General features: G+C 42.0%; 1 protein-coding gene. It reads right to left on the bottom strand.

The genetic code is table 11. The features are described 5' to 3' along the window. Positions 1–20: 20 nt before the first annotated feature. Positions 21–20,969, bottom strand: coding sequence for a LamG-like jellyroll fold domain-containing protein (locus tag ACE01N_RS01050; protein ID WP_380583948.1), 20,949 nt, complete (start codon positions 20,967–20,969; stop codon positions 21–23). Positions 20,970–21,011: the final 42 nt, after the last annotated feature.

Below are 21,011 nucleotides of genomic sequence, written 5' to 3' on the forward strand. Positions count from 1 at the left end.
AATTTTAACATAATTTAACTCTACTCCCATACATTTAATGTATTGAAGATTCGCATCACTTTTCCTTTTGGCAGCTTAACCCTGATATCAGACGGAGTCTTTAACACCTTACCGGTAATAACCAGCGCACCGTTATCGACCACAAATGTAGCATTCTGATTCAGAAGTAAACCATAAATTAATGTTTCTGATGACGCATTTCCTGTAACATTAACATGCGGAATATTTGTCGCCTGGTTCAGAATTACATATCCTGTATTAGAAGAATCCGGTATGGAGTTAAAGTACCAGTTCTCCGGCACATCCCAGTTTGCGACATCTGCCAGCGGCAACCAGTGCGTATAAGGAACAACTGCTGTAACATCAGCACCGCTGTGTGGCGTACCGTTTATACCACCTGCCACATCACTGAACTGGCTGTTGTAGAACCGGTAATATGTTTTCAGGTTACTCCACGATACAGTACCCGTAAGAACAACAGTCCGGTTAACAGGATCAACAAGATTTGTTCCGTCATTAGTCAGTTCTACAAAGCGAACAGTGTTCATTTGAGTGGTTGAAAGCGCCAGATTCCATATTCTGAGTTCATCAACCAGACCTGAAACTTCACCACTCACATTTGCAATCTGAATATCATCAACCGTAAAGTCTGCAGCGCTCACTACGGCCACGTGCTGCCATACACCTGCTGTCAAAACATTACCTGCCACTCCATCAATATAGATTGTCGGGGACGTCATGCCTGTTACAGTTACCTGATCCGTAGCATTCACGGATATTACAACAGATCCACTCAGTTTAATATAATCGCCCTGCATTGTAGTTTCCGGTTTGAACCAGAATTCAACAGTTCGTGCATTATAAGCTGTAAATCCGCTTGCGGTTACATTTACATTAGCCGGTGTCATATCAAAACTCTGACCTATTGTTTTCACACCAAACTCAACTGCACCAATATCAGGTACGGCTGTTCTGACTGCACCGGTTGCATCTACTATAGGAGCATTCAATGTTATTCCACCATCTACAGCAGGACCGTAGAAGAGATTTACAGTGTTAACATAACCTCCGTTGTCAGTCAGGCCGGCCGGATCCAGGAATGGATCATAAGGCCAGATATTGTTGTTCAGATCATATGTATCATCCCCGGTTCCACCACGGACAATGCTGTTTCTGATTTCCACATCTGTTCCTGTAATTTCTGAACCCTGGTTCCACAAAATAGTATTTGAAACTGATACTTTGGATCCGTCAACATAAATTGCTGATTCATCACCGTAGGTATTAGCAGCAATGGTTGTATTGACGATATAAACCGTAGTATCTACTGAACCGATGATATCCGGTGTTCCAAACACGATACCGTGATTGGCATTACCTGTCTGGTCTGCCCATGTTCCACCTGCACCACCGGTATTACCGGTATTAATATAATATGCTTCCACGTTTGTGGTCACGGTTCCAATACTAGCCACCTCTGCAGCGGAAAGGTTGCGGCTGAAAATCTTAATCTCAAAGATATTTCCTGCATAATGTGTATTTAAGGTACCGAAAAGCAGGTTAGCCGAATTAAATACTGTTGTTCCCGTTGTTATATCTCCACCCACCTGAGCACCGTCCACATACAACCGAACCACGCCGTTTTCACGAACCATCACTATCTCATGATCCAGTCCGTCTGCCACATAAGCAGATGTAACTACAGAGGTTACAGAACCAAATGTATCGTAGTAACCCAGATAACCATTGTCTACAAAGAAACTTACGTCACCTGATTCGGCACTTATTATTGCCGGACTCTGTGTCTTATCTACAAATGTTTGAGTATCTGTAGTACGTATTCTTGCATACCAGGTATAATACCTTCTGCCGTCCACACTGTTCGGAGCCTGTACATGGTCGTTAATCCCGTCAAATTCCATTTGTTCAGGCAAACCATACAGATATAATGCCCCGCCGTCAGTTGTTGCAGCATTATTGTAAATTGTAGTATTTACAATATTCAGCCAACCTCTGTTGGATGCATCAAAATAGATGGCACCACCATTTACAGCTGTGTTACTGTGGATGGTTGAAGAATGGATATCGATATGGAATCCCGGAGCATAAATACCTCCACCATAACTGTTAAGCAAAGTACCGTCAGCATTACCATCCTCAATAGTCACTCCTTCCAGTTTTAGTGTGTCAAGCGAGAATCCGTTAACAGTCATTACATGATAACTGTTATCAGAATTATCGGATAATGTACCCAGATCACCACTTATTACAGTAAGACCTGTTGCTGCACGAGAAGCAATATCGCTTTCAGTACCATTAAATCCACCTACAAGGTAAACACCCGGTCTGATTGTAAATGTTTTTGTGCGGTTATCTGCAGGTGTTGCATTACCGCTTACATCTGTTTCCGGGTAATAGGTTCCTTCAGCCACAAATACAGTATCGGAAGCACCCGCTGTAGCAAGCGCATCGGATAATGAATTATAGGCATTTGCCCAACTACTTCCGTTGTTGGCACCTGCCGCATCAATATCCACATAATACAAACTGGTATTGTTGGTATTCAGGGAGTCAATTGCTCCATAAACACGCTGTCCGTTGTATTCTGCATAAGGTCTGAAGTAGTATTTGGTTCCATCCATTAACCCACTTAAGGTTACTGTAAATGAACCATATCCGTCGGTTAATGCTGCCTGAGTTCCTTCTACATCAGTCGGCTCATTCGGGTCAAAATTACTAACCTGACTATAAGCTACACCTCTGCTGATATTTGATTTATCGTACCAGGCACCAATTACTTCTCCCTGAACATCTGCATCATTCGATCCGACAGAAGTAACACCCAAAGGTTTCACTCCAATATTCAGATCAGAAAGGATAAAGTTCCCGTCTGTTCCGGTCAGTGCAAAATTATTAAACGTACCATTATTAGCATTTCCGGAAATATCAAGCAGATAAGGCAACCATGTACTGTTATCTCCGGCCTCGTCAGAAAAATCAAAGTTATAGTAAGCAACCAAATCATTCCAGTTTAATCCGCTGATGCCATCTACATACGTCTGATCCAGAGAAGCAATCGAAACTTCATCCAGTTGAGCAGTTGTTAACGGCATATCCCAAATTCTGAATTCATCCAGTCTGCCATAAAGTACTTCGTCAATGGCGCTGTTATCCAGCTCACCTCCAATTACCATCTGGTCAGCCGATAATATTCCGACCCATTCACCTAAGGTATAAACGAGATTTCCATCAAGATAAACACGGGTTTCAGCCGGTGATTTTTCAGAAACCACAGCAATATGATGCCATGCATCATCAGTCACATCATTGCCAATAATATACTGAACATCGTTCACATACATCGCCAGACGATCGTCGTTGGTAATATCAATAATGAATCTGTTAACGGACCCTGTTGTATTATGGAATCCAAACAGCGCCTGCTGATCGACTATCTGGGTCGTATTAAACCATGTTTCAACAGTTAAACCATTGGTAACAACTGACAGTGCCTGAGGAATCGACTTATTATCAAAACTTATATATGAATCCGTTGCGTCAAAGTCAAGGGCATTACCCGCCGGATTTGATAAGGTGGCAAATTTAAGCGTATCACCATAAATCGTAGCCGGAGCAGTCGTATTCACAATGGCAGCAAAGTAATAGGTCTGACCCGGAGTTAAACCGGTCACAGTAATATTAAATGTGTCATTTGTTATCGTTGTCGTTGTAACGGTGGTTGCACCTGACAGATCACTGTTTACAGAATATACAAACCCATAATTCACAGGTGATACATTTCCGACTATTGACCCGTAAAGTGTGATGCTGTCCCCACTTATCGAATCGTACTGATTCAGGGTGTAAACTCCACCGGTTTGCAGCAACTTCTGTTGCCCGTATTTAACAACACCGTCTTTAGCAACATAAGAACGGTAATAATAAATTCCTCCCTCTGAAAGACCGGTTATTGTAGCTTCAATTGTATCATTATTCAATAAATGATCATCATCCCTGAAACTGATTCCTGTTGCAGGATCAAAGCCGTCAACAGTACTGTAAACCACACCTGTACTGTCGTGTCCGTTAAACCACATTCCGGTTTTCAGACCTTTGGTCAGTGCTGTTGTCAACTGTGGTTCATATTCATCCAAAGTAACCACACCTGTTAACGCACCTGACTGTACCCAGTTGGAAGTTGTTCCGTTCAGGGCAAAATTCATCAGGTCACCATGATTCTCATTTCCACTGAAGTCAAACAGTCTTGTTTCACCCGCATTATTTCCACCGGCTATACCCTGATCAAACCTGTAATATGCAATCAGGTTGGCTCCTGAAATACCAGGTACCGTATCAAGATACTCTTCAGAAACTGTTCTGTACAGGAATTTATACCGTTGATCATCTGTTAATGCCTTGTTCCAGATACGGATTTCATCTAAACCGCCCTGGTAATGTGATACCGGTAGACGACCGGACACATAGTTATATTCAACACCTACTCCCAGGATGTCTGTCGGATTAAATCCGGCCCATTCATTAGCAGTACCCACCAGTAAGCCATCAATGTAAACCTCTGTTGCGGCAGGAGACTGTGTTGAAACGACAGCGACATGGTGCCATTCACCATCTGCCAGATCAACGCCTCCACCGATCAGTGGATAGTTGGTTGAATTGATAATCGCTGTAATATGATTATTAACGTCAACCGAAAGAATTATACGGTTCACACTTCCGTTGGAAGAGGTGAAACCAAGAATCGTTCGTAAAGTTCCCACATCATCCGGCTTAACCCATGCTTCAAGAGTCATTTCACCTGCTGCATTCAGGTCGTTTGCTATCGGAGTCAAAACCTGAACATAATCACCTGTTCCGTCATACTGCAATGCGTTACCCGCAGGATTATCAGCCGTATGATACATACGTTGAGATCCATAGATTGAATCTGTCCCGTTTATAACATAAGCACGGTAATAATAATCTGTATTTACCTGTAAATTATTAATCTGAACCGAGAAGGTATCCTGTCCACCATCTAAGGTAGATACAAAGTTGGCAGGATAATCTGCAGGATCAAATCCGTTAACGGTACTGTAAACCATACCTGTATCCGAAGCCGTAGCAAAATCACCGGTCATCCTTCCGTATGTCAGGATCGACGCACCGAGCCTGTCAGCCTGTTCAAGTGTTTCAATACCACCTGCAATCAATACAGACTCGTTACCATACGCTGTATCTCCGGTTGCTGTAATAAGGAATGCACGGTAATAGTATTCCTGTCCGCTGGTCAAGCCTGGTAATCGTGTCACAAAGGTATCTGTCTGCGTTGTAAAGGCAGTGATAAACCTTCCGGAAGGTACAGTATCCGGATCAAAACCCTGAACGGCACTGTAAACCGCACCACTGTCAATAACCGCATCATACCATATACCGGTTAAATGCGCATAAACATCAGCTTCACTGGCTGAAGGAATGGTATAGTAATCCGGGGTAGTAATTACACCGGAGAATGCATCAGATTCAATGAAGTTACTGGTTGAACCATTCAATGCCAGATTTGTCGGCGTCCCGTCAAAGTCGTTGGACGTGAAATCCATAAACTGATAAATGGAAGTGTTATCCAGTCCCGCTTCTCCCAGATCGGAACGATAATAAGCTACAAGATCACTCCATGCGAGATCTGCGACCTTACTGTTAACAAAATCTGCATCTAAGGTACGTTCAAATACCTGCTGCAGCTGATTCTGTGTCAGCGATTTATTCCATATCCTGATTTCATCCATGGTACCACTGAGGAAAGGATATGCTCCGTTACCATTATAACTACCAATAGAAACTGTAGCATTTGAGGTGAATGAAGGAATCGGAATATTAGTACTGGAATTGTCATCCACCATTTCACCATCCACATATACGCGGAATCCTGAAGCAATATTGCGTTTCCAGGTCATCGCTATATGATGCCATTCATTATCTTCCACATCCTGAACATTGGAAATGCTCAAGGCACCGCTCACACCCGAGTTATTCGACATAACTGCCATTGGCGGATTATTAAATCCAATGATGATGTAATTATCAGTACCTTCCTGAATACGGATGGCTGATTGCAGGTCCGTACCTTTATAATAGAACTCAATCGTCAACTCATCACTTCCGCTCAGTCCGGATGCGCTCATCAGATTCGACGGCAATTCAATCCAGTCGTCCACACCGTCAAAATTAACGGCATTCCCTGCCGGATTACTTAGCGTACGAACCATGCGTTGTTCACCATATAAGGTATCAGTTGCATTATATATGTATGCTCTGAAGAAATAAACGGTTGATGGTTTTAATCCTGTAATGTCTGAACCAAATGTATTGGTACTTGCCGGCAGTAATGAACCAGGTACAAATGTTCCGGAATTCGGAACAAAATCCCTTGTTTCACTGATCACAATACCCGTGTCCAAAGGAGAAGCAACCGGGTTGTTCAGTCTTCCGAAAAGCGTAAGACTGGTTCCTGAAACATTTTCAGCAGAATCCAGAGTTTCAATACCTGATGTTGTAAACATCTGTTGCAGACCATAAACTGTATCGCCAAGAGCAGAAACCACAAATGGCCTGTAGTAATAGTCCGTAGAATGCTCCAATCCTGATAACAGGGTCACAAATGTATCAACTACCGAGGGTTGGTTTGCAGAAATAAACGCAATGGCTGTATCACGCGGAATAAAGTTTGGTACGGTATTATAAACGATACCGCTATCCACAATTGCAGAATACCATTGGCCTGTAACCTGAGAATGAAGTGTGGCAAAAGATGCCAAAATCGGACTGGCATTTCTCACTGTTTTCACACCAATTCCTGCTTTGGATTTAATCCAGTTGGATGGTTCTCCTGATAATGCCATATCTGTCAATAAACCGGTATGCAGATTTCCAGAAAGATCCGTTACAGTAGTTACTCCACTATTATTCAGTGACGGTTCACCCTGATCGAACCTGTAATTTACGTACAGGCTGTCCCAACTTAATCCCGGCACCTCATTGTTCACATAGGTGCTGTCAATGGTCCTGAATGCCAGATCTGAAACCTGTTCATCAGTCAGAGCCGTGTGCCAGATACGTATTTCATCAATATCTCCGTTGAAATAGTTTCCGGTTAAATAACGTCCGATAAATGTTTCACCTGTACCCAGATAGTGTTCTCTGGCCGCATTGGTGTATTCATAGATGCTATCACCATCCATGTAAATGGTACGTGTTTTGGTGTCCGCGTCATATACAAATGCATATTGGTGCCACAAAGTATCCGGAACCACATCCACATTCACATCATTGCCATAGAATGCCATTGTTACCGTATTCCAGTCACGATAACCAATATGTAATCCGTAGTTTGTTGTAGTCTGACCCTGGCTTAAGAAATAACCTGCTTCATTTTCGGTACGCTTTCTCGCCCAAATCTCAAACGAGAATGATCGGGAAGCCAGATCCAGTGTATCGGTAATTGAAACATAGTCATTACCACCATCCAGTGATAAAGCATGCCCCGGAGGATCCATTACCGTATTGAAAGAATTCAACGTGCTGTAAGCCGTATCGCCATTATCAGCCACAACCATAGTAGCATAGCTGTACTGACCACCAACATTCAACCCGGAAAGGTCCACCTCAAAGGTATTTATAACCAGATCGGTTGTTGACCAAATCTGCGTTGTATCAGCCGGATCAGCAACATTTTCCGGATCAAAATCATTCAGCGGGGAATAAACAACACCACGCATAATGATGTTGTTATTCCATGCATCTGTGGCACGACCTTCAACATGTGCAAAGGTTGTACCGATATTTGAAATCTCAGTAGTTTCTACACCAATTGGAGCAGAGCGTCTTATAAAATTCGATTCCCCTCCTCCAAGGCTGAAGTTAACCAAGGCTCCTTCATTTCTCGGATTTGAGTAATCATATACATAATATTCACCAAAATTATTCTGGTCAGGTGTTCCCTGGTCAAATCTGTAGTACAGCTTAAGGTCATCCCAGGATAATCCTAAACCTGAATTTGAGATATACAGACTATCAACAGTTCTGCTTTTTAAGGTATTAATCTGATTCTGGTCAAGTGCAGCAGTCCACACCCTAACTTCATCCATGTCACCTTCAAATTCATAAGCTCCGTTAAGTCTGGCACCTACATAAGCATCTCCTGTACCAAGGTAATGTTCCCTTGACGCATTGGTATAACTACGCATCAAACGACCATCAAAATATATATCCCTTGTTTTTGTAGTAGCATCATACACAAACGCCACATGATGCCATAATGTATCCGGTATCACATCAACACCTACATCATTTCCCCAGAAGTTAAATCGTAACGTATTATAATCCGCATAACCAACATGTAAACCATAGTTTGTTGTACCCGATCCCTGACTGAACAGATATCCCCAGGAATCATTGTAACGTTTGCGGCTCCACATCTCAACTGTAAATGAGCGACTGTCAAGACGCAATGACGGATTTTCAACAAATACATAATCATCGTTACCATCCAGAGCCAGGGCATTTCCATTGGAAACAAAACCATTCGGATTACCTTCCATAGTCTGAAGCACGCGTGTAAATCCATAGGATGTTACAGAGCTAACTTCAGTTATTGCCCTGTAATAATAGGTTTCTCCCAAAGTTAATCCGGTAACAGTTGCACTGAAGCTGCTGTCACTATGAATTGTTCCGTAAACTTTTACCGGAGCTACACTAAAGTCTCTTGCAGTACTATACTGGAATCCTACCTGATCAGGCAAGGTATACCAGATGCCTGTAATGTGTCCTGTCAGAATATGAGTTCTCAGATCAGGATTATAAATCAGTGTGTCGGTTACAATACCAAAATGGGCACCGGAGGCTACATAATTAGATGTATTACCAGTCAGATTCATATTGATATACGCTCCACTCTGCCCATTTCCACTGTCATCGTTAATACTGAGTAATCCGGTATTATCTCCACCAGGAGTACCATCATCCATGGTATAATATAATTCCAGGTTAGTCCAGTCCACACCAGCAACATTTGCTGCAAGATAGTCTTCACTGATGCTGCGATCCATCATCGCAACAATCTGAGACTGGGTTAATCCGATATTCCAGATCCGCAATTCGTCAATCTGCCCCCTGAAATTCTGATCGTTCTGATTGGTATAACGTGAATCATGTCCAATCTGAACACTCGTATTATTAGCTCTTATCGTATATCCACTGTAATTCGTAGTAGATGATTTCAGATCACCATCCACATAAAGCGCAAATGTATTCCCATCAAACGTTACAGCGTATTGGTGCCATTCATCAATCTGGAAATATTCTTCCGGGGTATAGGTAAGACTTCGCCATCCTGACCCTTCAAAATAAAAGTAAGCCTGAATCTGTTTGGAATTTCTCGCACCTCTAAACATATATGCCTCACCTTTGCTCAGCATCACACCATAACCGCTGGCTGTTGTCCAGAGATCATAATTACTTTTAGCCCACAAACTATAGGACATTTGAGCAGTTGGGTTAAGATCTGTAGAATGACTGATTTCCACATAATCATTTGTTAAATCCAGATCCATTGCACGACCAGGAGGTGTGGAAACAGTAATAAATGAACACTCATCACCAAACACATAATTTCCGCTTCCCAGATCAACATAAGCCCGGTAATAATATCTTGTGGCCGGTATTAAGCCCGTCAACACTGACTGATACACTGAAACATTCTGTTGTACGGTTGAAACATACTGTGATGAGTTAACCGTATCGGGATCAGAACCTTCAACCAGATAATATACAATACCCGTATCCACCGCAGTTGGGAAAGCTGAAACAACCTCCCCGAAACAAGTGGCTTCCACACTGGTCAGATTGGCAACTGTGTCAAGTGTTATAACACCACCGGCATAAAAAGCTTTTTCATTTCCATACGTCCATATACTGTCACTTACCTGAACATAAGCCCTGTAATAGTAATACTGACCCGGAGTGAAGATATCACGCATTTCAACTTTAAAGGTATCGGTTGCTGTATATAATCCACTGCTTACTTTTGTCGCAGTATCCGGATCAAACCCAGAGACAGCACTATATACAATACCCGAATCCATCGGTGCTGAATACCATATACCTGTTATGGCACCATAAAAGTTGCCACCGTCATCGGTGTAGGCTGTTGCAGATTCTGTTGTCACACCTAACGGTGCTCCGGAGAAAATCCAGTTTGAAGTGGAACCACTCAATGCCAAATCTGTAAGATATGCGTTTACATTATTCCCCGAAAGGTCATGCAATTCGTAATACTCATCATTATTGGCACCCGGTAACCCAAGATCCATTCTGTAATATGCAATCAGATCACTCCAGTTCAATGCAGAAACATCTGTATCAACATAGGATTGATCAATTGTGCGATACATCATTTGCTGCAACTGGCTTTGGGTTAAAGCATGATCCCAGACTCTGATTTCATCAAATGAACCATCGAAGAACCTGTCCACATTTCTTAAATCATACAACCGGGCTCCTACAGCCGCAATATCATACAATTCAATGGTATGAGCCACATCAAGATCAAGTACCATTTCCCCATCCACATAAAGCCTTGTTTTAGGTGTGACCGGATCAACGGTTAACGCGATATGATGCCATAAAGAATCTTCGATTGTCGTTGTAGAGTAATAATATGTATTGTCGAGTCTTAATCTAAGATGTCTTTCAGAATTATGATTAACCGACTGAAGCCAGACACGTTCATAATCGCCGAGAGTATCTGTCATACTCCATAATGTACGATCACCGGTTTCAATGCCTGAGTTCACCCATGCTTCCCAGGTATATCCTGTTGCCGCACTTTCTGCAATAGCTTCACCTACACTGAACATGTTGATAAAGTCATTCGCTCCGTCAAGGTCGATTGCATTTCCCGGAGGATTTGACAACGTACGGAATGAACGTTCTTCACCAAATACACGGCTACCGGTATAAGCACCACTTGTTACATCAACAAACGCACGGTAATAATAAGTTGTACCGGCATCCAGATTAGTCAGGTCAACCATAAAGGTATCGGTGCTTCCACCATGATATACTGCATAATTTGAAGGATATGCAGCCGGATTGAAATCAGGAACCGGTGCATACCAAACACCGGTATCTCCGGCTATTCCTGTGAAATCACCAGTTACTATACCAAATACTTCCGCATTGTCACCGTCAATATAACCTAATGTATCCAGCGTATTTACACCACCCGGTATAAATGTTTTTTCAATACCATATGTTGTTCTTCCGTTGGCTGCAGTAGCATACGCCCTGTAATAATATTTCAGAACCGGATCAAGGCCTGTTAATGTTCTGGTAAACAATGAATCATTAACATGCACGTTCGCATCAATAGCAGTTCCTGTAGAAGGATCAAATCCCTGCGTATTGGAATAAACAAAACCTGTATCAACGGGTGCAGTGTACCATAAGTCGGTAAGATTACCCTGCATAGTTGCTTCTCCCAATGTATAAACCGCGCTGGCATCCATGGTTTCTACGCCCAGTGGAGCCGTCGATTCAATCCAGTTAGCATTGGTTCCTGTTAAATCGAAATAATTCAGTGTACCATGCCATGCATATTTTGAATAGTCGAATACCTGATCTTCTGTAGTGTTGATTCCGCCTGCCACACCCTGATCGAAACGATAGTAAAGCAACAGGTCGTCCCAGGAAATACCTGAAATACTATCGTTCACATAGTCTTCGTCAATGGTACGGTACATCATCTGATCCAACTGGAATATATTCAGTTCCTTTTTCCACAACCTGAACTCATCCATTTCACCGCGATACTCATTATAATTTGGATCATACATACCAATATAAGCTGGGCTTGATCCAAATCCTGCAGTATATAAACGGTAAGTAGATTCACCTTCAAGCACGCCGTCAACATACAGTTTCAACCCGTCCTCTCCCATGGTAACAGCTACAAAGTGCCATTTATCGTCATTAAAATCACTGCTGACAGAAGCCACTTCTTCGGAATCATACGATTCGTTCAGGAACTGAACACTAAGTTTTCCTGGAACGGTTTGATTCAGACTGTTTCGGTTTATATAAATTGCAATGGTATAAGCAGTACTACCGAAACGTGGTGCTTTGAATATTGTACCAAGACCTGTGTAACTGTATTTAATCCAGGTTGTAAGCGTAAAGTTTTGCGAAGTAATCACTTCGTTTGCCGGACCTACAACAATATGATCATCTGAACCGGCAAAAATCAATGCATTTCCCGGAGGATTCCATCCAGCCACAAAGAATGCTTCATCACCATAGAGTGTTGAACTTCCGTTAGTCACATAAGGCCGGTAGAAATAAGTTGTTCCTTCGGTTAATCCTGTTAACAACGAAGATAAGGTATCAGACACATATGCAGATCCAACTACGGAAGTTCCTGTTGATACAGGATCAAAACCTTCTGTAGCAGAGTATTTTATACCTGAGGTAAGAGAACCGGACAACGGTGTCCCAACAAGCTGATAATAAAGCTCAATCTGATCATCCTGAAGGTGGTAATATTTTTCGGTAGTATAAACCCCGGCTGTCAGGAATTCTTTTTGAATACCGTAAACCGTATCACTCACTGTTCCACCCGGTGTATCCCATTCCGAAACCACATAAGAACGGAAATAATATTTGGTGGAATTCGGTAATCCGGTAACAACTTTTGCAAACTGATTTCCGGATTCAGCCAGATCAGCACCCACATATGTTCCTTCAGTTTCAGGTACAAAATATTTAGTTGTGGAATATACAAAACCACTGTCGGTAAATGTTGTATTCCAGATTCCTGTTATTTCTCCGTAAAGTTTTACTTCATCATTCACCTGATCAGTTACATCCGGTACTGTTTTTACACCTATATGTGCATTGGAAACAATAATATTCCCTCTGTCACCAGTCAGTGTAAAATTGAGCACTTCCCCATTATGTCCGTAATTACTAAGATCACGAATTTCTGTCATGCCGGTATTGTCACCGTTGGCATTACCCTGATCAAAACGATAATAAACCAGCAGGTTATTATCCCACGACAGACCTGCAATGGAATCAACATCAGGTTTATCCAGAGTTCTGTCCATTACCTCATTGATCTGTACAGAAGAAAGTTCCTTATTCCAGAACCTGAATTCATCAATGGTTCCCTGAAAATCGTCACCATTGGAGTTATTCATGGTACCGATTCTGAAATCCACACTGAGATCACGTTCGGTAGGAGGAGTATAGCGTCTTTCGAGCTCCTGTTCCACACCATTAATGTACAGTTTTGATGCTTCCACATCATTCCGCACAAATACAGCTGCAACATGAACCCATTTGTTAGCCAGCTCATCGGCATTTGCCATTCCATAAAGGTCATTGCTGTTAGTAAAGAAGCCGAAGAATCCACCCACAAACCTTAATCCGTAATTATTGAAGCCAACCGGCATCATGTTATAATTACCTTCCCAGTTCATCCAGAAATCGACGGTTACAGTGTCCTTATCATTTACTTCCAGGTCATAAATATTAACCCTGTCATCTGAACGGTCAAAATGCAGCGCATATCCCGGAGGATTAAGGGTGGTGGTAAACCTTACTTCGTTACCATATACATAATCCGTTAATCCTGTTTTATAATATGTCCTGTAATAATAATCAGTTAAGAACCCGAGGTTGGTTAAATTTGCACTGAAATCTCCAGGTTCAACACCCGGAACAACAATATTTGTAATTGATACACCACCCGGCGCATAAGGATCAAATGAAACATCTGAATAAACAAATCCTTTTTCTGTTACATCCTCATAAAAGATACCTGTCAGCTCACCATTTAAAGTTGCTTTGTCAAAACTTACTGCTGTTGCAATTTTTGTAGCCACACCAATACCTGCCGTTGACTGGACAAAATTAGAGTTCGTTGTCAACAGGGTAAAGTTGTTAAAACCACCAAAGTTTTTATTTCCGGTATAGTCGTATACAATTGGTATTTTGGTATTGTTGCCACCTGCTTCTCCCTGGTCAAACCGCATGTACATGCCCAGATCGTCATACGTCAAAGTGGTTAGTCCAAGACTATCCACATAAGCCCTGTCTATAGTCCGGTTCATCATATCCTGAAGTTCATCTGCAGTAAGGGCCTTTTTCCAAATGCGTAGTTCGTCCATCTGCCCCTGAAAATGGTTGGTACCATTGTAACGCCCAACCAAAAGATCGTTTTGCTGATCATCCCTGATTGGCATAAATGTACCATAATCCTCGCTGGCCTTCAGGAAGCCATCCACATAAATTCTTACTTCATATCCATCGTAAGTTCCGGCATAATGATGGTATTGTGTCAGATCAAAACTTGCCGGCGGATCATAAGTCACCTGACGGTATGAATTATCTGAAGTATAAACCAGAAAGTTAATCCTGTCACTGTTGGGATTAGGCAGCATACGGTATTCATTGGGTTTATATACCATACCGTAACTTGACCATAATGCATTATCACTTTTTGCCCACAATTCAACTGTTAATTCCTCTTCCGGACTAACAGAGCCCGAGTGGCCAACCTGAATATAATCGTCTGATCCATCAAAATCCAGAGCATTTCCGGGAGGATTAATTCCAGGAACAAAAGCCTGGGATTCACCATAGGCATAATGTACATTATCAGTAGTGGCATATCCGCGATAGAATATCATTTCACGGGAAGTAAGCCCATTGACAACCGCATTAAACGTATCCTGAGCCAAAGGCGTTGAACTCGATCTTGTTGTAAAAGCATCGCCTTCCGATGGTGCAAAGTTCAGTATATCACTATAGGCAATTCCCCGGTCAGTAAAGTTACCGTGCCACAAATCTGTGGTTACAGCATTAAACGTTCCTTTACCAGATACAAATTCAAAATCTGTTAAAGTTGTCACACCCAAAGCAGCATCCGATCCAACCCAGTTTGAGGCAGATCCAACAAGGTCAAAATTGAAAAGTATCCCACGGTTTCCGTTACCACTGAAATCATACAGATAATGTTCTCCCGGGTTCTCAGCGTCTGCAATTCCCTGGTCAAACCTAAAGTTTACACCCAGGTCAGTCCAGTTCAAACCGATCATATCATTCACCAGTTCCTTATCAATAGTCCTGTTTTTAATATAATCTATCTGACTTGCTGTTAAAGCCTTATGCCAAATTCTTACTTCATCAATTCTACCTTCATAATAGTTATTTCCGGTGGACCGGCCAATCCTCAGGTTGTAATCCGATTGATTAATCGGTAATGTTGTTCCGAAGTTTCCTGATTGCATCAACTTTCCGTCGATGTACATTTTCATGGTACTTCCGTCATAGGTAAAGGCATAATGATGCCAATCTTCCAGATCAATTCCCTGCGGAATGTAAAAATTGATTTGTCTGTAAGACAGGTCCTGATTATATACCCTGAAGTATAACCGTTTTGAGCCCCTGACAGGAAGCAACCAATAAGCATCTCTTTTAGTGACCAGACAATAATATTCTGACCAGGTTGCTCCAATATTTTTAGTCCATAACTCAATTGTTATTTCATCGGTAGGAGAAATGGTTTCGGTATTATATACACGAACATAGTCATTATCTCCAGCGAAGGCCAACGCATTACCGGGAGGATTAATAGCTGTGGCAAAGAATTTTTCTTCACCATATGTTGTTACACCGTTAATTCGTGCAAAAGCGCGGAAAAAGTACTTTTTACCGCTAACCAAACCGGCGATATCAATGGTAAATTCATCACCGTTTATTTCCTCAGGCTGTGCAACTTCTTCAAAAATATCCACTCCATTTGCCAAAGAAGGATCAAATCCCTGCGTAGCACTGTAAACCAAACCAACAGCATCAACATTATCATACCAGGTTCCTGTCAGGCTACCCCTGATGGTTGCATTATCAAAACCTATGGCTACAACTTCGTGAGTGTTTACTCCCAGAAAAGCTGACGAAGCCACCCAGTTGGAAGTTGAACCTGTTAAATCAAAATTCATAAGAGAGCCGTGGTTCCCGTAAGAAGAAAAATCGTAGAAGAAGGTCTCATCTGTATTATCGCCGCCGGGTATTCCCTGATCAAAACGGTAGTAAGCTTTAAGGTTTGTCCAGTTAGCACTGGTCATGTTGGAATTAACCCAACTTTCGGTTAAGGTACGGTTTTTAATCTCTTTAATGTCATCGGTCGAAAGATCGGTATCCCAAATTCGGACTTCATCAATATTACCATCAAAATATCCTGTATATCCAATGTACAAAGAATTCTCATCGGTAGCGTCAATGGTATTGTTCATGGCTACTTCATTGTACATCACGCCATCCACAAAAATGCGTAGTGTATCATTTTCCATAACACCGGCGTAGTGGTGCCATACCCTTATATCGAAACCCGTTGGAGCGACATACTGAACATTACGCCAGCCACCATCAGCGTACACATAGAAGTACATATTTTTCTGTCCACCCTGCGTTCTGAGCCAATAACTGTTGGGTTTATAAACAATGCCATCCCAACCGGTCCAGTTTTCCGAGGTTCCTTTAACCCAGGCTTCAACCGTAAAGTTGGCTGTAACATTTAAGGTATTATCAAAGGGAACAGATACATAATCATTTGCGCCATCAAACAGCAGATTATTCCCGGGGGGATTGCTTGCAGTCACGAAAGGTTTCATCGGACTCCAAGTAGTATCTGTTCCAAATTTTATAAATGCTTTTACATAGTAAGTCTCTGCACTGTCTAATCCAGAAATTGATCCGGAAAAAGTACTTCCAGACAAAGTTGAAGAAACCAGTGTTCCCGAGGCAGCCTGAAATGCATATTGGGTAGAATAATAAAATCCCACTTCATCAGGTGTAGCACCGGACACCCAGATCCCCGTCGTTTCTGCATCAAATGATGCCGTTGTCTCACCAACGGTTAAATCTGTAATTTCAACGCCAATATTTGCACCGGAAGCCACATAATTTGATGAGCTTCCTGCATAATTCATATTAACGGCATACCCGTCATTTCCTTTACCTGAATAATCAAAAACTCTTCTTTCCTGATTATTGTCGCCGGACGGGATACCCTGATCCAGTCTGTAATACAGCTGTAGATTACTCCATGTGGCTGTTGACAGGTTAGCATCAGTCCAGGATTGATTGATAGTCCGGGTCATTAAGCTGCGGATATCCGACCGGTCAAGCACTGCCTTCCAAACACGAACTTCATCCATTTCGCCGTTAAATTCATCCGCATTATAGCCACCTGCATACATGAAACCACCGCCAACATAAAAATCACCGGTTCCAAGGAAATGTTCCCTGGCTGTGTTGGCGTATGTTATCAACAGATTTCCATCCATATAGATGCGACGGGTCTTGGTTGCCGCATCATACACAAATGCATAATGATGCCAGAGATCATCCGGGTTAACATCAATATTCACATCGTTCCCGTAGAATGAAATGGTGAGTGTATTAGCATCTCTGTAACCAACATATAAAGCTTCATTTGTACCGGCAATTCCCTGTCCAAAGAAATAACCCCTGGCGTTTACATCAGACTTTCTTGCCCATGTTTCAAGTGTAAAGGACTGACTACTTATATCAATGTTATCAGAACTAATAATCAGATCGTTAGTACCGTCGAGCCAAATGGCATTTCCCGGCACGTCGTCCTCCACAACAAAACTATTTTCATTTCCCCATACTGTATCTGTTCCGTTGACCCCAAAAGCTCTGTAATAGTACGTCTCACCTCTGGTAAGTGAATTTATAGTAGCTGTGAGTGTATCGTTACTGAAAGTAGCTGCAACTTTTGACTGGCTGTGATAGTTAAATGATTTTGTAGTAGAATAACAAAAACCACCGGATGTTGGAGCGTTAACTGTCCATATCCCCGTTACTGCACCTTTCAGCGTGGCAGACGTTCCCGATACAGGCATATTCTGATTCATGGTCTGAAGACCTAAGGCTGCTTCAGAATATACGAAATTTGAATTTCCACCTGTCAGTGCAAAATTCGACATTGTGGCAGTATTACCACTGCTACTAAAATCCTGTACAACAGAAATTGTTGAGTTATCACCTTCCGGTAATCCGGTATCGAAACGGTAGTAAGCAAGCAATGATGCAGTTGATACACCTGAAAGATTATTCGTAATGTAATCGTTATCGATGGTTCTGTCCATCATATTACGAATGTCATCCATATCAAGTGCAACATTCCATATACGGACTTCATCAATTTTACCATCAAAAGCCCTGTTGTATCGCTGATCCCAACCTATGTTAATCTGTTCTGCTGCGGCTGCACCTCCAAAATCATCGAATGAAAGTAGTTCTCCATCTATGTAAAGATACCCTATGCCATCAACCATTCGGAAGGCCAGATGGTGCCAGTTACCATCAAATGCAGTCGTTCCGCTACCCCAGTTATCTCTACCTGATCCGTCACGCATATAAAACTGTGCATTGCCATAATCTTTTGCAATTGAAAAATCAGAGTTTCCGGCAGCCTCATAAGCACCAATAATCGGAGAATAGTAATTACCGGTCGGATCTCCTTCGTATTTCATCCAGAGAGTTATCGTATAATCATTACCCAGATCACTTTTTGTAACAGGAGTCTGAACACGATCATCGTTCCCGTCAAAATCTAAAGCATAACCGGGAGGATCAATACTTGTTATTAACTCTTCCTGATTGGCATATGTCAGCACCCCTTCATTTGACAAGGCAAAAACACGATAGAAATATCGGGTATTAACTTCCAGTCCGTCAACCTGTATCGTAAACGTATCTTTGGATAACGGATCCGTTGAATAAAACATTATGGTATCAGCCGCGGCACTGTTTCTCGGATCAAAATTATCTATTTCTGAAATCACCACACCTCTTGTTGTCAGACCATTATCGAACCATGGTCCTTCAATATATCCGGTCAGTGTCGCAGATGTCAGACTTAAATCCAGTACCGTTTCAAGCGTTTGAAGATTATAAAGTCCTGAAACCGTAAAGTTGGAAATGGTATCATTCTGATAATCTCCATAAGCAGAGTTACCCAAGGCCATATTATGAATTGTGGCATTAAAACCATTCTGAGACTGATCGATTAACTGTGAAATCTGTGGATTGGATCCGGTCCCTGAATTATTCCCGTAAGCTTCACCCTGATTAAAATTATAATACAGATAAAGATCACTGTATCCAACGCCATAACCAGCAGCATCAAGGGTCTCTTTATCCGGTTCAATGAATCTTAAGGAATTAATATCTGCTGATATGTCTGCATTCCAGAAGTGCAGTTCATCAATCTCACCCTTAAAGTAATTAGCGGGACCAGCGTCAGCACCAATAATTAATTTTTCAAGATTGTATATGCCCGGAGTAACTCCTGTAAATATATTCCCCTGATTTGTTCCGTTCAGATAGTACTTTATATCAGAACCATCAAAAATAATGGCCACATGATTCCACTGATCAACTGTGAGGTTAGCCGTTACTGTAGCATCTGAAGCAGAACTTCCTTCCCTTATTCTAAGGTCAAATTCATCGTTCGTTGCATCGTAATTTAACCTAAGCGTATTGTAACCATATGCCTCCAGCGAACGGTACAGGATCACATTATCGGTACCCGAAATGGATAAATCAGGTTTTACCCAGAAGTCGATGCTCCACTCAGACGTGTTCTGTGCTGACTCCAGAAAGATATCCAGATAATCATCTGTTCCGTCCAGATTAATGGCATTACCGGATGGTTCTTCACCCATCGCAAGTATACGTTCCTGTCCGTAAGCATAATGTCCTGAATTGGTCAGAATATAGGCTTTGTATGTGTACACCCGCCCCTGTACAAGGTCGTTTATCTGTGTGGAAAAACTGTTCTGAGACAGCAGATCCGTAGATGCCACGTAAGTCATTTCTGAACCACTCGTAAAATAAGGGTCAAAATGATTCAGTGTACTATAAACAACACCACGTTCTATAACCGGATCAGATCCCAACCAGTCACCGGTTTGTATTCCGGAAATAATAACACTGTTGTAACTTGGAAATGATAAACCCGTATTTGTAATTACTCCTAACGGCGCACTTGAGTTAATCCAGTTTGCATTGTCTCCTGACAATGTGAAACCACTCAAAACACCATTATAGGTATTGGTGCCTGCTATGATATCCAGTTCCGATGCTAAGGTATCAACTGCTGCATTTGCACCAGACGGAGTCCCATCGTCAAACCTGTAATACGCAAGAATATCGCTCCAGGTTGCATCCAACAGATTTGCATTAACCCATGTTGAAGTAAGGGTCCGGTTCATCATTTGATTAATGGAAGCATCTGAAACAGCTTTGTCCCAGAACACAACCTCATCTATTGAACCACAAAACGATCCGGAGCTATAATTTGTTCCTCCTACCGGAGCGGAACCTATATAAACCGGAATGGTTGCCCTGTGCGACATTAATGGTGATAGTGCCAGTGTATCTTTGGCGATGCCATCGTATAAAAAATAAATGGTATCGTTAGACTTTCTTAAAGCAACATGCGTCCAGACATCATTTGTAAGGACGGCATAAGAACTTGAAAAGGATGCGGTATTATTATACGAAAATTTCAAAAAGCCCGTCGTTGTTTCATACAACAGGGACCAATCATTATATTGCGGAGTCGGAATCATTATATTGGTCCCGTTATTCCGTTTGGTAATCAATCCCTGAACAGTTGCCGCAGCACCTGCCTCAGGTTTCACCCAGAAACTGATAGTCCAGTCGTTGTTGGCAAAATCATAACTCTTAAGGTTATCAATAACTACATAATCATTTCCCGTTCCGTAATTTAATGTATTCCCTGCCGGTTGCAGTGTGGATTGGGCGGTTACAACAACATAAGATAATGCCAACAATAATACGGTTACAACTGACCTCATACTTTTTATGTTATAGGTATATTTTTCTTTACCTGTACGCAT

Source organism: Quyinboa ferrireducens (assembly GCF_042436675.1).
GTDB lineage: Bacteria > Bacteroidota > Bacteroidia > Bacteroidales > UBA5342 > JBHJHP01.